Source organism: Dryocola sharpae (assembly GCF_051307055.1).
GTDB lineage: Bacteria > Pseudomonadota > Gammaproteobacteria > Enterobacterales > Enterobacteriaceae > Dryocola.
This window is the reverse complement of sequence record NZ_CP149994.1, coordinates 1,012,364-1,029,269: the sequence shown is the minus strand read 5'-3', so window position 1 is coordinate 1,029,269 and position 16,906 is coordinate 1,012,364. Positions and strand designations below refer to the sequence as shown.

At 56.1% G+C, this 16,906-nt stretch carries 13 protein-coding genes and 1 pseudogene; 10 read left to right on the top strand and 4 right to left on the bottom strand.

Going from position 1 to position 16,906, the window contains the following annotated elements; translation table 11 throughout:
- The 8 genes and pseudogenes from WLO31_RS04890 to ybaK all read left to right on the top strand — a co-directional run bounded on the left by WLO31_RS04890 (position 1) and on the right by ybaK (position 8,221).
- On the top strand, positions 1–840 hold the full coding sequence (locus WLO31_RS04890) for a heme/hemin ABC transporter substrate-binding protein (RefSeq protein ID WP_435929359.1): 840 nt from the start codon (positions 1–3) through the stop codon (positions 838–840).
- A 5-nt stretch (positions 841–845) separates the two neighbouring features.
- Positions 846–2,174, top strand: coding sequence for a heme anaerobic degradation radical SAM methyltransferase ChuW/HutW (hutW, locus tag WLO31_RS04885; RefSeq protein WP_435929358.1), 1,329 nt, complete (start codon positions 846–848; stop codon positions 2,172–2,174).
- Between the two features lie 18 nt (positions 2,175–2,192).
- On the top strand, positions 2,193–2,687 hold the full coding sequence (gene hutX, locus WLO31_RS04880; RefSeq protein WP_435929357.1) for a heme utilization cystosolic carrier protein HutX: 495 nt from the start codon (positions 2,193–2,195) through the stop codon (positions 2,685–2,687).
- A 29-nt stretch (positions 2,688–2,716) separates the two neighbouring features.
- A pseudogene (locus tag WLO31_RS04875) lies at positions 2,717–2,989 on the top strand (NAD(P)H-binding protein); the annotation flags it as partial.
- A 133-nt stretch (positions 2,990–3,122) separates the two neighbouring features.
- Positions 3,123–5,630, top strand: coding sequence for a copper-exporting P-type ATPase CopA (gene copA, locus WLO31_RS04870; protein WP_435929356.1), 2,508 nt, complete (start codon positions 3,123–3,125; stop codon positions 5,628–5,630).
- Positions 5,631–5,810: 180 nt separating this feature from the next.
- A complete protein-coding gene (gene nlpA, locus WLO31_RS04865; protein WP_435929355.1) occupies positions 5,811–6,623 on the top strand; it encodes a lipoprotein NlpA in 813 nt (270 codons plus the stop codon).
- A gap of 108 nt (positions 6,624–6,731) precedes the next feature.
- Positions 6,732–7,532, top strand: a complete 801-nt coding sequence (locus WLO31_RS04860; RefSeq protein WP_435929354.1) for a TraB/GumN family protein — start codon at positions 6,732–6,734, stop codon at positions 7,530–7,532.
- 209 nt (positions 7,533–7,741) lie between these two features.
- Positions 7,742–8,221, top strand: a complete 480-nt coding sequence (ybaK, locus tag WLO31_RS04855) for a Cys-tRNA(Pro)/Cys-tRNA(Cys) deacylase YbaK (protein WP_435929353.1) — start codon at positions 7,742–7,744, stop codon at positions 8,219–8,221.
- Between the two features lie 158 nt (positions 8,222–8,379).
- Here ybaK and ushA read toward each other — a convergent pair whose 3' ends face one another.
- On the bottom strand, positions 8,380–10,032 hold the full coding sequence (gene ushA / locus WLO31_RS04850) for a bifunctional UDP-sugar hydrolase/5'-nucleotidase UshA (protein WP_435929352.1): 1,653 nt from the start codon (positions 10,030–10,032) through the stop codon (positions 8,380–8,382).
- 196 nt (positions 10,033–10,228) lie between these two features.
- Here ushA and WLO31_RS04845 point away from each other — a divergent pair, with 196 nt between their 5' ends.
- Entirely contained in the window at positions 10,229–11,437 is a 1,209-nt protein-coding gene (locus WLO31_RS04845) for an MFS transporter (RefSeq protein WP_435929351.1), read from the top strand.
- Positions 11,438–11,671: 234 nt separating this feature from the next.
- Positions 11,672–13,348, top strand: coding sequence for a YbaL family putative K(+) efflux transporter (gene ybaL / locus WLO31_RS04840; RefSeq protein ID WP_435929350.1), 1,677 nt, complete (start codon positions 11,672–11,674; stop codon positions 13,346–13,348).
- 239 nt (positions 13,349–13,587) lie between these two features.
- Here the strand turns inward: ybaL and WLO31_RS04835 are convergent, their stop codons facing one another.
- The 3 genes from WLO31_RS04835 to adk all read right to left on the bottom strand — a co-directional run bounded on the left by WLO31_RS04835 (position 13,588) and on the right by adk (position 16,694).
- A complete protein-coding gene (locus WLO31_RS04835; RefSeq protein ID WP_435929349.1) occupies positions 13,588–14,892 on the bottom strand; it encodes an inosine/guanosine kinase in 1,305 nt (434 codons plus the stop codon).
- Positions 14,893–14,954: 62 nt separating this feature from the next.
- Positions 14,955–15,917 carry a ferrochelatase gene (gene hemH / locus WLO31_RS04830; protein ID WP_435929348.1) on the bottom strand — a complete coding sequence of 321 codons (963 nt, stop codon included), beginning with the start codon at positions 15,915–15,917 and terminating at the stop codon, positions 14,955–14,957.
- A gap of 132 nt (positions 15,918–16,049) precedes the next feature.
- A complete protein-coding gene (gene adk, locus WLO31_RS04825; RefSeq protein WP_435929347.1) occupies positions 16,050–16,694 on the bottom strand; it encodes an adenylate kinase in 645 nt (214 codons plus the stop codon).
- Between the last annotated feature and the right edge of the window lie 212 nt (positions 16,695–16,906).

The following is a 16,906-nucleotide window of genomic DNA, read 5'->3' as shown; positions in this document are numbered from 1 at the left end:
ATGAAGAAACTTGCCACAGGTTTACTGGCTCTGGCCTGCGTGTTCAGCGCGCAGGCGGCCGAGCGTCTGGTGGTTGCAGGCGGTTCACTGACCGAACTCATCTTCGCAATGGGCGTTGGCAACCGCGTGGTCGGGGTGGATGAAACTACCTCTTACCCGCCTGAAACCGCCGCGCTGCCGCACATCGGCTACTGGAAGCAGCTGAGTAGCGAAGGCATTTTATCCCTGCGGCCGGACAGCTTTATCACCTGGCAGGATGCCGGTCCGCAGCTCATTTTGGATCAATTGCGTAGGCAAAAAGTCAACGTGGTCGCCTTGCCGCGCGTGCCGGCAACCGTTGAACAGATGTACGCCAACATACACGAACTGGCAAAAACGCTGCGGATCCCCGAACAGGGCGATGCGCTGGTAAAGCGTATCTATCAGCGTCTGGAGCGCGTTCAGCAAAGCGTGGCGGCAAAAAAAACGCGGGTAAAAGTCATATTTATTCTCTCCGCTGGCAGCAGCGCGCCACAGGTCGCCGGTAAAGGCAGCGTTGCAGACGCCATTTTGACCCTCGCAGGCGCACAGAATGTGGCTTCGCATATGCAATACAAAAGCTACAGCGCGGAATCACTGATCGCGGCGAATCCGGAGGTAATTGTTGTGACATCGCAAATGGTGGACGGCGACCTTAACCGTCTGCGCACCATTGCCGGAATAACCTACACCGCCGCATGGAAAAATCAGCGCATTGTCACTGTCGATCAAGCGCTGATTCTGGGAATGGGGCCCCGCGTTGCCGACGCGGTTGAATCCCTGCACCAGCAATTCTGGCCCCAAAAAATGGATTTGATGTAGACGTGATGAAGACTAAAGACACGCTGGATCTCACCCCGCATTTTGCTCTGGAGGGAAACCAGCCATTTAAAGATCGCCGCGCCACTATGCCGTGGCGCGGGGCGATCCCGGTAGCAAAAGAGCAGCTGTCGCAAACCTGGCAGGACGTTATCAGCCAGACCACGCCGTTACGCAAAAGAGTGGTGTATTTGCATATTCCTTTTTGCGCAACCCACTGTACTTTTTGCGGTTTTTATCAAAACAGTTTTGAAGAAGATCGCTGCGCCCGCTATACCGATGCCCTGCTGCGTGAAATAGAGATGGAAGCCGATAGCGCATTGCATCAGTCGGCGCCTGTCCACGCGGTTTACTTCGGCGGCGGCACGCCTTCTGCGCTGTCGGCACGGGATCTGGCGAGGATTATTGCTACAGTGCGTAAAAGATTAACACTGGCGCCGGACTGCGAAATCACCATTGAAGGACGCGTGCTCAACTTTGATGACGATCGTATTGACGCCTGTCTTGATGCCGGGGCTAATCGCTTCTCCATCGGCATTCAGTCCTTCAACAGCAAGATCCGTAAAAAAATGGCGCGCGCCTCGGACGGCCCAACCGCCACCGCCTTTATATGCGGGCTGGTACGTAGAGATCGTGCCGCCGTAGTGTGTGACCTGCTGTTTGGTCTTCCCGGGCAGGATGCAAACCTGTGGGGCGAGGATCTGAAAATCGCCCGTGACATTGGCCTCGACGGCGTCGATCTCTATGCCCTTAATTTGCTCCCCAACACGCCGCTTGGCAAAGCCGTGGAAAATGGCCGTACTACCGTCCCTTCTCCGGCGCAGCGGCGCGATCTCTATCTTCAGGGCTGTGACTTTATGGAAAACGCAGGCTGGCGCTGCATCAGCAACAGCCACTGGGCCCGCACCACGCGTGAACGCAACCTGTATAACCTGCTGATTAAACAGGGGGCCGACTGCCTGGCGTTTGGTTCCGCCGCTGGCGGCTCGATCAACGGTTATTCGTGGATGGCCGAACGTAACCTCACAGCCTGGCACGACGCTATCGCCGCCGGGAAAAAGCCGTTGATGATGATGCGCACCGCCGATCGCGGTTTTCAGTGGCGCCACACGCTTCAGGCGGGCGTTGAAACGGCCCGCGTCCCGCTGGACGAACTGACGCCTCACGCCGGAAAGCTAGCTCCGCTGCTGGCTCAATGGCATCAGGCGGGACTTATTCATGATGCCTCAACCTGCCTGCGTCTGACCAATGAAGGGCGTTTCTGGGCGAGCAATATTTTGCAGTCTCTTGAAGAACTGATTCAGGAACTTAACGCGCCGCGCATTGCGGTCGGGTAACTATAAAAGGGGTAATTTATGAGCCATGTTTCTTTGGCGGATTTTTTGCAGACCGGGCCGGACGGTACGCTGGAAGCGATCGCCACCCGGTACAACACGACGCTGCTTGACGTGGTGAAAAACCTGCCCTCCCCAACGCTTGTGTCCGGCGAGAAGTTTGACGTCGTCTGGGATACCATCTGTGAATGGGGCAAAGTCACCACGCTGGTCCATACCGCCGACATCGTCCTGGAATTCACCGGCGAGCTGCCTTCCGGGTTTCACCGTCACGGCTACTTTAACCTGCGCGGCAAAAAGGGCATGACGGGCCATATCAAAGCGGAAAATTGCACCTGTATCGCGCTGGTTGAACGCAAATTTATGGGCATGGACACCGCGTCAATCCTGTTCTTTAACCAGAGCGGCTGCGCCATGCTCAAAATCTTCCTCGGCCGCGATGAACATCGCCAGTTGCTGAGCGAACAGGTTAACGCCTTTCACGCGCTGAGGGCATCGCTTAAGGAACAGGCATGATGACGCCGTGTTTAATTTTTGGCGCCGGGGGCTGCGGCGACAGCTAACCCTTTTTATCCGCACGCGCAAAAGCCGCGTTTGGCCAGGCCGTGCGGGAAAAAACGCTGGCGGAAAGCTGGCTGCAAACCAGCAGGCTTGACTACGCCATCCTCCGTCCGGGCGGCCTGCTCAACGGTGAGGCGACGGGCAAAGCGCTACGGGCACAGGTTCAGGAATGCCATGGTTTTGTGATGCGGGCAGATGTCGCCGCGCACATTCAGAAGCCGGGAAACCAAAAGCCGCTTATTATCCTCGACCATTAAGCATAAGGGGCCGGCCACGGCGCTCCTGCCCTTACCGTCTTTTTTACCTTTTATGAAAATTCCTTGACCTTCCCCTTGCTGGAAGGTTTAACCTTTATCACCGTCAGTTAATTCCGTAATAAAGGAGTTTGTTATGCCTCAAACCATCGACCTGACCCTGGACGGTTTGTCCTGCGGCCATTGTGTCAAACGCGTAAAAGAAAGCCTGGAACAGCGTGCCGACGTTGAACAGGCCGAGGTTACCGTCACCGAAGCGCATATTACCGGCAGCGCCAGCGCGCAAGAGCTGATTGAAACCATTAAACAGGCAGGCTACGGCGCAGAAGTTGCCAGCCACCCAAAGGCTGAACCGCTGACAGAAGAGTCATCAACCCCGTCGGAAGCACTGACAGCGGTCCCCCCTTCGCTTCCGGCAGCCGCCGACGATGACGACAGTCAGCAACTGTTGATAAACGGCATGAGCTGCGCCAGCTGCGTCTCCCGGGTGCAAAATGCTTTGCAGAACGTACCGGGCGTCAGTCAGGCACGGGTAAATCTTGCGGAGCGCAGCGCCCTGATTATGGGGTCTGCCTCCGCCGAATCTTTAATTAAAGCAGTCGAAAGCGCCGGTTACGGCGCCGAAGCGATTGAAGATGATATTCAACGCCGCGAGCGCCAGCAGGAAACGGCGAACGCGGCCGCCAAACGCTTCCGCTGGCAGGCCATTCTGGCGCTGGCGGTAGGTATCCCGGTAATGATCTGGGGCATGCTCGGCGACAATATGATGCTCACCGAGGATAACCGTTCGCTGTGGATGACCATCGGCGTCGTTACGCTTGGCGTAATGGTTATCGCCGGCGGTCATTTCTACCGCAGCGCCTGGCGCAGCCTGATGAACCGCTCCGCCACTATGGATACGCTGGTGGCGCTGGGCACGGGCGCCGCCTGGCTCTATTCAATTAGCGTCAATCTCTGGCCGCAGCACTTCCCGATGGAGGCGCGCCATCTTTATTATGAGGCCAGCGCGATGATTATCGGCCTGATTAACCTCGGGCATATGCTGGAGCAGCGCGCACGCCAGCGCTCTTCCCGGGCGCTGGAGCGGCTGCTGGATTTAACGCCCCCCACGGCTCGCGTGGTGACGGAAAAGGGTGAAAAAACGCTCCCGCTGGCCGAGGTTACCGCCGGGATGACGTTACGTCTGACCACCGGCGACCGCGTGCCTGTGGACGGTGAAATTAGCCAGGGCGAAGCCTGGTTTGATGAAGCGATGCTGACGGGCGAGCCGGTTCCACAGCAAAAAGCGGACGGCGACGCCATCCACGCCGGGACGGTCGTGCAGGATGGCAGCGTGTTGTTCCGCGCTACGGCAACCGGCAGCCATACCACGCTGTCGCGCATTATTCGTATGGTTCGCCAGGCGCAGAGCAGCAAGCCCGAAATCGGGCAGCTTGCCGATAAAATCTCTGCCGTATTTGTGCCGGTCGTGGTGCTGATCGCCCTGTTCAGCGCGGCGGTCTGGTACTTTGTCGGCCCTGCTCCGCAGATTGTTTATACGCTAGTGATCGCCACCACCGTGCTGATTATCGCCTGCCCTTGCGCGCTGGGTCTGGCCACGCCGATGTCGATTATTTCAGGCGTGGGGCGTGCGGCTGAATTTGGCGTATTAGTGCGTGATGCCGATGCGTTGCAGCGCGCCAGCACCCTGGACACTATTGTTTTTGATAAAACCGGTACGCTGACCGAGGGTAAACCGCAGGTCGTGGCGGTGAAAACCCATGGCGACATTGCCCAAAGCGATGCCGTGCGGTTAGCAGCGGCGCTTGAGCAAGGTTCCAGCCATCCGCTCGCCCATGCGATTATTGAAAAAGCTGGCGAGCAGGCATTGCCGCAGGTAGACGGGTTCCGCACGCTGCGTGGTCTCGGCGTAAGCGGTGAATCCGAAGGTCGCGCGCTGCTGCTGGGCAATAAGGCGTTGCTCGACGAGCAGAACATTGATACCCAGCCGCTGGCGGATGAGATTGAGGCGCAGGCAAAGCAAGGAGCAACGCCGGTGCTGCTCGCAGTGGATGGCAAGCTAGCCGCTCTCTTTGCCATTCGCGATCCTTTGCGGGCCGACAGCGTGAACGCGCTGCAACGCTTGCACCGCAACGGCTATCGCCTGGTGATGCTGACCGGAGATAACCCAACGACCGCGAACGCCATTGCTAAAGAAGCGGGTATCGACGAGGTCATTGCCGGGGTGCTGCCGGATGGCAAAGCCGAGGCGATTAAAAATCTGCAACGGCAGGGGCGCCAGGTAGCGATGGTGGGCGACGGTATTAACGATGCGCCCGCGCTTGCCCAGGCGGAAGTGGGTATTGCCATGGGCGGCGGCAGCGACGTCGCGATTGAAACCGCCGCCATCACGCTGATGCGCCATAGTCTTGTGGGCGTGGCGGACGCGCTGGCTATTTCAAAAGCGACGCTCAGAAACATGAAGCAGAACCTGATGGGCGCCTTTGTTTATAACTCGCTGGGCATTCCGATTGCCGCCGGCGTGCTTTATCCCCTTACCGGTACGCTGCTTAATCCGGTGGTCGCCGGAGCTGCGATGGCGCTCTCTTCCATTACGGTCGTCAGCAACGCCAACCGTCTGCTGCGTTTTAAACCTGAAGATTAAGCGTCCGGCGCGACGTTTTTAAAACCTCTGCCGCTGGCGGTTAAGCAAAATTTATCCGCCAGCCTGCTTATAGCTTTTCCGTCTTTTCCATTCCTTTTCGTTTTTTAACCTCTTTCCCGCTTCCCGCTATAGTCATTCCTGACCGGAACTGATTATTTTACAAGGAACTACAGGGTGAAAATGTCGATACCTCATTTATACCGGGCCGCCGCTTTACTGCTGGCGGGCCTCCTGCTGGCGGGTTGCGATCAAAACGGCAGCGATGCGAAACACATTAAAGTCGGCGTGATTAACGGCGCGGAACAGGACGTGGCGGAAGTGGCTAAAAAAGTGGCGAAAGAGAAATACGGTCTCGACGTTGAGCTGGTGGGCTTTAGCGGCTCGCTATTGCCGAACGACGCCACCAGCCAGGGCGAGCTGGATGCTAACGTCTTCCAGCACCGTCCGTTCCTTGAAGAAGATAACAAAGCGCATAGCTACAAGCTGGTGGCGGTGGGCAACACCTTTGTCTTTCCGATGGCGGGCTATTCCCGCAAGATTAAATCGGTTTCCGACCTGAAAGATGGCGCCACCATCGCCATCCCAAACGACCCGACGAATCTTGGCCGGGCGCTGTTGCTGCTGCAAAACGAAAAGCTGATTACGCTAAAGCCGAATACCGGTCTGCTGCCCACGGCGCTGGATATCACGGCAAACCCGCATAGGTTGCAAATCATGGAGCTGGAAGGGGCGCAGCTGCCGCGCGTGCTTGACGATCCGAAAGTCGATGTAGCGATAATCAGCACCACCTATATACAGCAAACCGGCCTGTCGCCGGTGCACGACAGCATATTTATTGAGGATAAAAACTCGCCGTACGTCAATATCATCGTGACGCGTGAAGACAATAAAGATGCGGAAAACGTTAAGGAATTTATCCGCTCTTATCAGTCGCCGGAAGTCGCGAAAGCGGCGGAGAAAATCTTTAACGGCGGCGCGGTGCCGGGCTGGTAATTTATCAGGCGGGGTCAGGCCTGCGTTTTGGTCCCGCCCCGACAAGCAGAAATTTGCACCTTCTCCCCCACGGCGGTAGCATGACTTTTTAGCCAGGGAGTTTGCTGTATGGGTTTGCTGTCGCGCATTCGCTCGCTGTTTTCAGGTCTTGCCACCACAACCTATCCCTGGCCTGCCCTGGATGTTGCGCTCCCCGGCCAGCGCTATCTTCATCTGGTAGGCAGCATTCATATGGGGACCCGAGATATGGCTCCCCTTTCACAGCGCTTAATCGACAAACTGCGCGCTGCGGATGCGCTGATTGTCGAGGCCGATATTTCCACGGGCGGTTCCCCCTTCTCTCGCGATGCCGATGAAATTCCCCTTGAACAACGTTTGTCTCCTGAGGACTGGCAGCGGGTCATTTCCCTGACGGAAGAGCTGGGCATTTCGCTTAGCACTATTGGTAACCAACCGGCATGGCAAATCGCGCTGGTGCTCCAGGCCCATCAGGCACAGCGCCTGGGCTTACGTCCTGACTACGGCATTGATTTTCAGCTGCTGGAAGCGGCCAGGGCCCTCTCTGTGCCGGTGATTGAACTGGAAGGCGCGCAAAGCCAGATTGCCATGCTTATGCAGCTTCCGCAGGGCGGCATGCCCCTGCTGATGGATACGCTGACCCACTGGCATACCAACGCCCGGCTGCTGCAAACGATGATCGGCTGGTGGATGGAGTCCCCGCCTTCGCAGGGAAATACTTCCCTGCCAAACACCTTCGGGGATGAGCTGTATGAGGTGCTTATGCACCAGCGTAACCGCCAGTGGCAGGCTTTTTTGCAGCAGCTTCCCGCCGGGCGCTACGTGGTCGCCGTGGGCGCGCTGCACCTTTACGGGGAAGGCAATCTGCCCGATCTTTTGAAAAAAAGCTAAAAAAATGGCCAATATCGCTATTGGCCCGTCAAAGAGAAATAAGTTTATTGTTGTTGTTATTTCGGACGATTAAACGACCGAAGCTGGAATTGTCGCTCAATGTGACGATTAACGCTATCACTATTAAGCGGGATTATAGTATCTATAAAACATATCACCTGAATTCCGATCCCGTGCGTTTTTGAGACAAATTTTGCAGGAAAAATGAAATGACGCCCGCCGTAAAACTCCTCGAAAAGAACAAAATCCCTTTTAATCTCCACGCTTACGAACACGATCCCAGTGAAACCAACTTCGGTGACGAGGTGGTTCGCAAGCTGGGGCTCAATGCCGCGCAGGTTTATAAAACGCTGCTGGTGGCGATGAATGGCGATATGAAGCAGCTGGCCGTGGCCGTCACTCCCGTTTCCGGGCAGCTGGATCTGAAGAAAGTGGCCAAAGCCCTGGGCGCCAAAAAAGTGGATATGGCAGATCCTATGGTCGCACAGCGCGTCACGGGATATCTGGTGGGCGGCATCAGCCCGCTGGGACAAAAGAAACGCCTGCCGACGGTAATCGACGCGCCGGCGCAAGAATTTGAGTCGATCTATATTTCCGGCGGCAGGCGCGGGCTGGATATTGAGCTTGCCGCAGGCGATCTGGCAAAACTGCTGGCCGCCACCTTCGCCGATATCGCCCGCCTTGACTGACCATTAATCGGTGGATGGCGCTAAGCGCTTATCCACCCTACGAATTTGTAGGCCGGGTAAACAACGTGTCACCCTACGAATTTGTAGGGTGGGTAAACAACGTGCCACCCTACGAATTTGTAGGGCGGGTAAACAACGTGCCACCCGCCAATAACGGCTTACTGCCAGCTCACCTCGCCTTTCGGCTCGTAAGCGTTCACATCCAGCGGTGAGTTTTGTTCGATGTACTGCTTGAGCACCTCCGCATCCACAAAACCGGTGTTGACGTAGGCCGGATTTTTATCGATGGCCGGATAGCCGTCTCCGCCGGTGGCGTTAAAGCTCAGCGTCGCCATACGGTAGGTTTTGGCCGGGTCAACCGGTTCGCCTTTGATTTTCAGATCCTGTAAACCTTTTGCCGACGCGACAAAGCTCACATTGGCAAACTGCGGATACGCTCCGGAATCCGGCGTTTTTTTCGCGACCTCCGTCAGGTATTCAGCCACTTCTTTGCCGGACATATCGATATAAGCAAGGGTATTGCCAAACGGCTGCACCTTCAGCACATCTTTATAGGTGATATCGCCCGCTTCGATAGAATCACGGATACCGCCGCCGCTCATCACCGCAAAGTCCGCGCTGGTGCGCGCCATCTGCGCGGCAAGGATAAGGTGCGCGAGATTGGTTTGGACAAAACGAACCTTGCTGCGATCCCCTTCCAGATGCCCGTTCACGCTGCCCACTTTTACCTTCAGCTGCGCCTGGCCTTTATTCTGAAACGGCGTCAACAGCGAAAGCATGCGCTGATTTTCAACAATTTGCGGGGTGTAAAGCACGCGCTCGCTTTCGCCGTTGTCGTAGGTAATCTTTTTCTTCAGGTTGATGGGGATGAGCTGATAGTGAATCAGCTTCATCTCGCCGTTGCGGAATTCAAAATCCGCGCGGCCGACGTATTTTCCCCACTCGTGCGCCTGCACGATCCAGGTGCCGTTTTGCTTATCCGGCGCGCAGGGGGTACCCGGCACGTAATCTACCTGTTTTTTGTTTTCGGAGGCCATGCAGACCGGGTTTTGTGAGTGACCGCCCACAATCATCGTCAGCGCGCCTGCGGGCAGGCTACGCGCCATTTCCACGTCGCCCGGCGCGTTGGAGCCGTGTTCGCCATTATCATAGTGACCCATGTGGGTCGCGGCGATAATCACGTCCGGCTGTTCTGTGCTTTGCAGCTCCTGAATCACCAGCTTCGCCTCGTCGGCAGGCTTGCGGAATTCGATATCGGTGAAGAATTCAGGATTCCCGATTTTTGCGGTGTCGTCCGTGGTCAGGCCGATGACCGCAATTTTAATGCCCTGCGGTTTGAATATGGCCCAGGGTTTAAATAACCGTTCACCTGTGCTTTTTTGATAGATATTGGCTGAAAGCAGCGGGAATTTGGCCCATTTTTCCTGCTGGCGCAAAACCGAAAGCGGATTGTCAAACTCATGGTTCCCGACGGCCATCGCATCGTAGCCAATCAGATTCATGCCGCGGAAATCGGGTTCCGCATCCTGCAGGTCGGATTCCGGCACGCCGGTGTTGATATCACCGCCCGAAAGCAGAAGCACGCTGCCGCCTTCCTGCGCCACCTCTTTACGCACGCTGTCCACCAGCGTCTTCTGCGCGGCCAGGCCGTATTCGCCATATTCGTTACGCCAGAAATGGCCGTGATGATCGTTGGTATGCAGAATAGTGATGTTGTAGGTTTTGTCTTTTTCCCACGCCAGCGCAGATACGCTCGTCAAACTCAACGCCACTACCAGTGCCGAAGCTAGCCCTTTTATTGCGAACCGCATTGAAAATCTCCATTTTCTTAAAGCTGAACCATTATCAGAATGTTAGCAGGCGAGGCAAATAAGTTTTATGAATTGCGACTTTCCTCAAATCTTGCCTGCGGGTATGTTAGCAGGGTAACAATAATCCACGGATACGCCTGCAATCCGTAACCGTTATCCGTTTCAAAAATAATAATCAGCTTCTCAACAGGTATTTATGGCAACCTCCGAACAAACCCTCATGCCGCCGGAAGCAAAAAAGGCGCGCACCTCCTTTGGTATTTTAGGGGCTATCAGCCTCTCGCATTTGCTTAACGATATGATTCAGTCGCTGATTCTGGCGCTCTATCCGCTGCTGCAGGCTGAGTTTTCCCTGAGCTTTGTGCAAATCGGTTTGATAACGCTGACCTTCCAGCTAACCTCATCGCTATTCCAGCCGGTGGTGGGCTATCTGACCGATAAACGGCCGATGCCGTGGTCGCTGCCGGCCGGCATGTGCTTTACGCTTTGCGGATTAATTCTGCTGGCGCTGGCGGGCAGCTTCCCGATGGTCTTACTGGCGGCGGCGCTGGTCGGCACGGGATCCTCCATCTTCCACCCTGAATCATCGCGCGTTGCGCGTATGGCCTCCGGCGGGCGTCACGGGCTTGCCCAGTCTATCTTCCAGGTTGGCGGTAACTTCGGCAGTTCGCTGGGGCCGCTGCTGGCCGCGCTTATCATCGCGCCTTACGGCAAAGGCAACGTAGCCTGGTTCGTGCTGGCGGCGCTGCTGGCTATCGTGGTGCTGCTTCAGGTCAGCCGCTGGTACGCCGCTCAGCATCGCATGGCGAAAGGTAAAGCGAAGCCCGCCGTGGTGAGTCCTCTGCCGCGTAATAAGGTGATTCTGGCCATTTCCGTGCTGCTGGTGCTTATCTTTTCAAAATACTTCTATATGGCGAGCATCAGCAGCTATTACACCTTCTATCTGATGCATAAATTTGGCCTTTCGGTGCAAAACGCCCAGTTCCACCTGTTCGCCTTCCTGTTTGCCGTCGCCGCCGGTACGGTGATCGGCGGGCCGCTGGGCGATAAAATCGGCCGCAAATATGTTATCTGGGGATCGATTCTCGGCGTTGCGCCTTTTACCCTGGCTTTACCTTACGCGTCCCTTTACTGGACGGGCGTGTTAACCGTTATTATCGGCTTTATTCTCGCCTCTGCGTTTTCTGCGATTCTGGTCTATGCCCAGGAGCTGATGCCGGGCCGTATCGGCATGGTTTCGGGGCTCTTTTTCGGTTTTGCCTTTGGGATGGGCGGGCTTGGCGCGGCGGTGCTCGGCCTGGTGGCCGATCGTACAAGCATCGAGTTAGTCTACCAAATCTGCGCCTTCCTGCCGCTACTGGGGATTTTGACCATATTCCTGCCCGATAATCGGCATAAATCCTAGTTCTGCACGGCCAAAGTCTTACTTTGGCCGTGTTGTATCCTCATATATTCCCGCCCCCTTCCCTTCTTAACTGTCTTAAACAGCGCTTAGCCTATTTTTTTTGACGAAACGCGCCTTTTCTTAATATTTGAACAATTATTCCCCCACGACGATAAAAAAATTGTCATAAACTAATACGGTGATTTCTGGACTAACCGTCCGGAACTGGACCCACTGCTTACGAAAGGAGACGGAATGCATCATGCCACACCGCTTATCACCACCATTGTTGGTGGTCTTGTACTCGCTTTTTTATTTGGAATGCTTGCCAACAGGCTGCGAATATCGCCGCTGGTCGGGTATTTGTTAGCAGGGGTGCTCGCGGGTCCGTTTACGCCAGGCTTTGTCGCTGATACCAGACTGGCGCAGGAGCTGGCGGAATTAGGCGTTATCCTTTTGATGTTCGGCGTGGGCCTTCACTTCTCCCTGAAGGATCTGATGGCGGTAAAGACCATCGCCATACCCGGAGCGATCGCACAGATAGCAGTAGCGACGTTGCTGGGCATGGCGCTTTCCGCAGTGATGGGCTGGTCAGTGATGACCGGGATAGTTTTTGGCCTGTCTCTTTCTACCGCAAGCACCGTGGTATTGCTGCGCGCGCTTGAGGAGCGGCAGCTTATCGACAGCCAGCGCGGGCAAATCGCCATGGGCTGGCTGATAGTTGAAGATCTGGTGATGGTGTTAACGCTGGTCCTGCTGCCGGCGGTCGCGGGCATGCTGGAGAAAGGCAATATAGGCCTGGCTTCGCTGTCGCTCGATATGGCTTTCACCATCGGTAAAGTCGTGGCCTTTATCGCCATTATGCTGGTTGTGGGCCGCCGTCTGGTGCCGTGGATTCTGGCGCGCAGCGCGGCTACCGGCTCGCGCGAGCTGTTCACGCTCGCCGTTCTGGCCCTGGCGCTGGGTATCGCTTTTGGCGCGGTCGAGCTCTTTGACGTTTCCTTTGCCCTTGGCGCATTCTTCGCCGGAATGGTGCTCAACGAGTCAGAGCTGAGCCACCGTGCCGCACACGACACCCTGCCGCTGCGCGACGCGTTTGCCGTGCTGTTCTTCGTCTCCGTCGGCATGCTTTTCGATCCGATGATCCTGCTTCAGGAACCGCTGGCCGTGCTGGGGACGCTTGCGATTATCGTCTTCGGCAAGTCCGTCGCCGCGTTCGGTCTGGTTCGCCTGTTCGGCCACTCGCAGCGTACGGCGCTGACCATAGCCACCAGCCTCGCGCAAATCGGTGAGTTCGCCTTTATTCTTGCAGGCCTCGGCATGGCGCTGAATCTGCTACCGCAAAACGGCCAGAACCTGGTGCTGGCGGGGGCGATCCTGTCGATTATGCTCAACCCGGTACTGTTCGCCGTACTTGAGCGTTACCTTGTTAAAACCGAAACCCTCGAAGAGCAGACGCTGGAAGAAGCGCTTGAAGATGAGAAGCAGCTTCCCGTGGATATCTGCAATCATGCCCTGCTGGTAGGCTTTGGCCGCGTCGGGAGCCTGCTGGGCGAAAAGCTGATGGCGCAGGGGATCCCGCTGGTAGTTGTGGAAACCTCCCGTAGCCGGGTGGATGAGCTACGCGAACGCGGCATACGTGCCGTATTGGGAAATGCCGCCAATGAGGAAATAATGAACCTGGCGCATCTGGGCTGCGCCCGCTGGCTGCTGCTCACCATTCCTAACGGCTACGAGGCCGGGGAAGTCGTGGCGGCAGCGCGGGCAAAATGCCCGGATATCGAAATCATCGCCCGAGCGCATTATGACGATGAGGTGGAATATATCACCGAGCGCGGCGCAAATCAGGTGGTGATGGGGGAAAGGGAGATAGCCAATACGATGATGGGGCTGCTGGACAAGCCTTTACCGCAGGAAACGGTGGAGGGATAATTTTTGGTTAAATGTTGGACGGGTTGTGTCGGATGGGTTATGTCGGATAGGTTGTGTCGGATGGCGCTGGCGCTTATCCGACCTACAATCGCCTGAACAATTGTGGAGTAGATAGGCGCTTATCCGACCTACAATCGCCTGAACAATTGTGGAGTGGGTAAGCGCCGTCCGCCCTACGGCTGCATGGAAAATTGTAGGGTGGATAAGCGCCAGCGCCATCCACCTTCTACATCAAAGCTTCAACGATCCCAGTAAGACTCTTCCAGGCTGTCTTCACGCTCCGGCAAGCCGCGCGTCAGGCGCGGGGAGTGCTGGTTCAGGACCTGATAGCTCACGCGGTTGGCGTATTTACACACCTGCGCCAGAGACGAATAGGTCAGCCAGGTAAACTGGTGTTTGCTGGAGTTCGGCACGTTGGAGCGGTGATAGTTATTCGCCGTGATGTCATGCAGCAGCGCGGCCAGCGCGCCGTCGCCTGCGCCATTGGTATTCATGATTTTTTCCGGGCCGCCCATGTACGGCGCAATGTGCGAGAAGATGCGCAGCGGCTGCTGGCAATCTTTATGGCGCATCGCGCGGCTAAACTCGTACTGGTTAAATTCAGCGATCGCGCCCGGCAGCAGCGGATGCTGGGTGGTGCGTTTAGACGACTCTTCCGTAAAGCCCGCCATATATAAGCCTACCGGCCCGGCGGTGCAGAGCACCAAATCAACCCAGTCCAGCGCTTTGTCAGAGGCGAGCAGCGGATCGCTTTCGCCGGTCAGCGCTTCCCCTTCCTCTTCGTTCATCGCCAGAATCGAGACGTGCTCTTTCAGGAACGCCTGCCACCACTGCGGATTTTCGGCAATTACATATTTTGTGCCCAGCGTCAGCACCACCGGAACGTTATGCTTTTTGGCATAGCTAATCGCCTGCATGGTGGCCTCCGGCATGGGCTCGCCGGGTTTACAACGTACGAGATAGGAGGTCAGCACCAGTGCGGAAGCCCCGGCAATGACTTCCTCGGGGATGCTGTCGGCGCGCAGCTGGTTCATATGCCCGGGGCTGATGGCAAAGGTACGTTCGCCCTGCTCGCCAATCAGCGTAAAGCAGCGGCCAATCGCCCCGTCAACGCCCTGCAGATAGTTCAGATCGGTACGGCTGGAGGTATTGCATAAATAGCGATAGGCGTAGCTGCCGATTTCGATATTGCTGCACATCACGCCCAGCAGGACCGAACGGTCATCCGCCAGCACGGAGTAGTTGTGCATGGTATTGCCGATGGTGCCGCCGGCAAACTGATGGGTGATGAGCTTTTTTTGCACCAGCTCCTGATACAACGCTTCCGCAACGTCATCGTCGATAACTAACGAATGCCCGAAGCTTAACCCGTAACGCTGAACGAATTCGTCGTCGACTCTGGCTTCAATATCCACCAGCGTCTGGTCGATGCCGACAATCCAGGAAGTGCCGGTTTCGTTTTCAGGCTGAACCTGCTGCAGCAAAGGATCGCGGGCGCTTACGGGAAAATAATGTTTGGATTTGCGTTTGCCGGGAAATTTCATGATGTCATTGGGTGTGGCTAATCAGGCCGCGAATAGTAGCACATTCACGGCCCGTGGCACGATCAGCGATAGCGATCGATGAGGTTTACCATCATGGCGATATGGGCGGGATCGTCATTAAGCGCGGGGATATATTCATACTTTGTGCCGCCCGCTTCGATAAAGACTTCGCGGTTTTGCACCGCCATCTCTTCAAGCGTTTCCAGACAGTCCGCCGAGAAGCCGGGACACATGACCTGAATATGTTTTACGCCCTTTTCCGCCACCATTTTCAGCGTCTCATCCGTATAGGGCATCAGCCAGGGCTCACGCCCAAAGCGCGACTGGAAGGTCATCATCACTTTTTCCGGCGGCAGCTCCAGCGCGGACAGCAGCTCGCGCGTGGTATCACGGCAGCGCTGCGGATAATCGTCGCCTTCGTTAGCGTAACGCTGCGGAATGCCGTGGTATGAGAGCAAAAGTAAGTCCGGCTCGCCGTGCCGGGCAAAAGAGCGCTTCACCGAGGCCGCCAGCGCGTTGATGTAAGAAGTATCTTCAGCGTAATCACGAATCAACGAGATGGATGGCATGGTGCGAGAGCTGGCAAAAATGCGCCCCAGCTCATCCCAGACGGCGGCCACCGTCGAGCAGGAAAACTGCGGATAAAGCGGCAGCACCACGATATGCGTGACGTTGTGCGACAGCAGTTCATCAACCGCGCTTTTTAACGAAGGGTTGCCGTAGCTCATGCCCAGCACCACGGGCATGTCCGGCAGCTGTGCGGCTAAGGCCTGCTGTTGCCGGCGGCTGAACACCATCAGCGGCGAGCCTTCTTCCATCCAGACGGACTGATATAGCTTTGCCACACGTGGGGAACGCAGCGGCAGAATCACGCCGCGCAGCAGCGGCCACCAGAGCAGGCGTGTGGTATCGACGACGCGTTTATCGCTCAAGAACTGGCGCAGGTAGCGCTTTACCGCCGCCGGAGTCGGTGCATCAGGCGTACCCAGATTTGCCAGTAAAACGCCTATTTTTTCCTGACCCATTACCCCTCCTTATCAACAAATTGCCGATAAGTGTAACGTAAAAGCCCGCTGGAAAAACCGATAACAGCGAGAGGGAAGTTGCAGATAAAAAAATACCGGGGCATGCCCCGGTATTTTCACATCGGCTTTATATTAACCGAGGATTTTAGCCAGCTCCGCGCTGACTTCGGCCACTTTACGGGTGCCGTCGATTTTCACGTATCTGGTATTGCCCGCCTCGGCTTCTTTGCTGTAGTAAGAGATCAGCGGCGCCGTCATCTGATGGTATTCCACCAGGCGTTTACGTACGGTTTCTTCCTGATCGTCTTTACGGGTGGTCAGCGCTTCGCCGGTCACGTCGTCTTTACCTTCCACTTTTGGCGGATTGAAGGTGACGTGATAAACGCGGCCAGACGGCGCGTGTACGCGACGACCAACGATACGCTCGACGATCAGTTCGTCCGGTACAGCGAACTCCAGAACCACGTCCACGCTGATACCGGCTTCTTTCATGGCATCGGCCTGTGGAATGGTGCGCGGGAAGCCATCAAGCAGGAATCCGTTACGGCAATCTTCCTGAGTAATACGCTCTTTCACCAGCGCAATAACCAGCTCATCGGTCACCAGCTTCCCGGCGTCCATGATATCTTTGGCTTGTTTACCCAGCTCTGAACCAGATTTAACCGCGGCGCGTAACATATCACCGGTGGAGATTTGCGGAATACCGTATTTCTCCATGATGAACTGTGCCTGAGTCCCTTTACCTGCGCCCGGAGCGCCGAGCAGAATGATACGCATTGCGTAATTCCCCATACGTTTGGATTTTGTGTACTTGAATCTGAGGCAATGACCTTATCATTAAAGGCGTATTCACCTCAAGGAAGCCAGGCGGCGAGAGCGCTGTTAGCGGAAATGAAGCAAAAAAAACCTGCCTTCCGGCAGGTTTTTAATAGTGAATAAATCAATCTGTATAGCAGCGATACTAAGGCGGATAAACCTTTACGCCATCC

Excerpts from the sequence above, each read along its gene's own strand:
- WLO31_RS04890 (WP_435929359.1), top strand. The coding sequence starts at position 1 with ATGAAGAAACTTGCCACAGGTTTACTGGCTCTGGCCTGCGTGTTCAGC.
- hutW (WP_435929358.1), top strand. The coding sequence starts at position 846 with ATGAAGACTAAAGACACGCTGGATCTCACCCCGCATTTTGCTCTGGAG.
- hutX (WP_435929357.1), top strand. The coding sequence starts at position 2,193 with ATGAGCCATGTTTCTTTGGCGGATTTTTTGCAGACCGGGCCGGACGGT.
- copA (WP_435929356.1), top strand. The coding sequence starts at position 3,123 with ATGCCTCAAACCATCGACCTGACCCTGGACGGTTTGTCCTGCGGCCAT.
- nlpA (WP_435929355.1), top strand. The coding sequence starts at position 5,811 with ATGTCGATACCTCATTTATACCGGGCCGCCGCTTTACTGCTGGCGGGC.
- WLO31_RS04860 (WP_435929354.1), top strand. The coding sequence starts at position 6,732 with ATGGGTTTGCTGTCGCGCATTCGCTCGCTGTTTTCAGGTCTTGCCACC.
- ybaK (WP_435929353.1), top strand. The coding sequence starts at position 7,742 with ATGACGCCCGCCGTAAAACTCCTCGAAAAGAACAAAATCCCTTTTAAT.
- ushA (WP_435929352.1), bottom strand. The coding sequence starts at position 10,032 with ATGCGGTTCGCAATAAAAGGGCTAGCTTCGGCACTGGTAGTGGCGTTG.
- WLO31_RS04845 (WP_435929351.1), top strand. The coding sequence starts at position 10,229 with ATGGCAACCTCCGAACAAACCCTCATGCCGCCGGAAGCAAAAAAGGCG.
- ybaL (WP_435929350.1), top strand. The coding sequence starts at position 11,672 with ATGCATCATGCCACACCGCTTATCACCACCATTGTTGGTGGTCTTGTA.
- WLO31_RS04835 (WP_435929349.1), bottom strand. The coding sequence starts at position 14,892 with ATGAAATTTCCCGGCAAACGCAAATCCAAACATTATTTTCCCGTAAGC.
- hemH (WP_435929348.1), bottom strand. The coding sequence starts at position 15,917 with ATGGGTCAGGAAAAAATAGGCGTTTTACTGGCAAATCTGGGTACGCCT.
- adk (WP_435929347.1), bottom strand. The coding sequence starts at position 16,694 with ATGCGTATCATTCTGCTCGGCGCTCCGGGCGCAGGTAAAGGGACTCAG.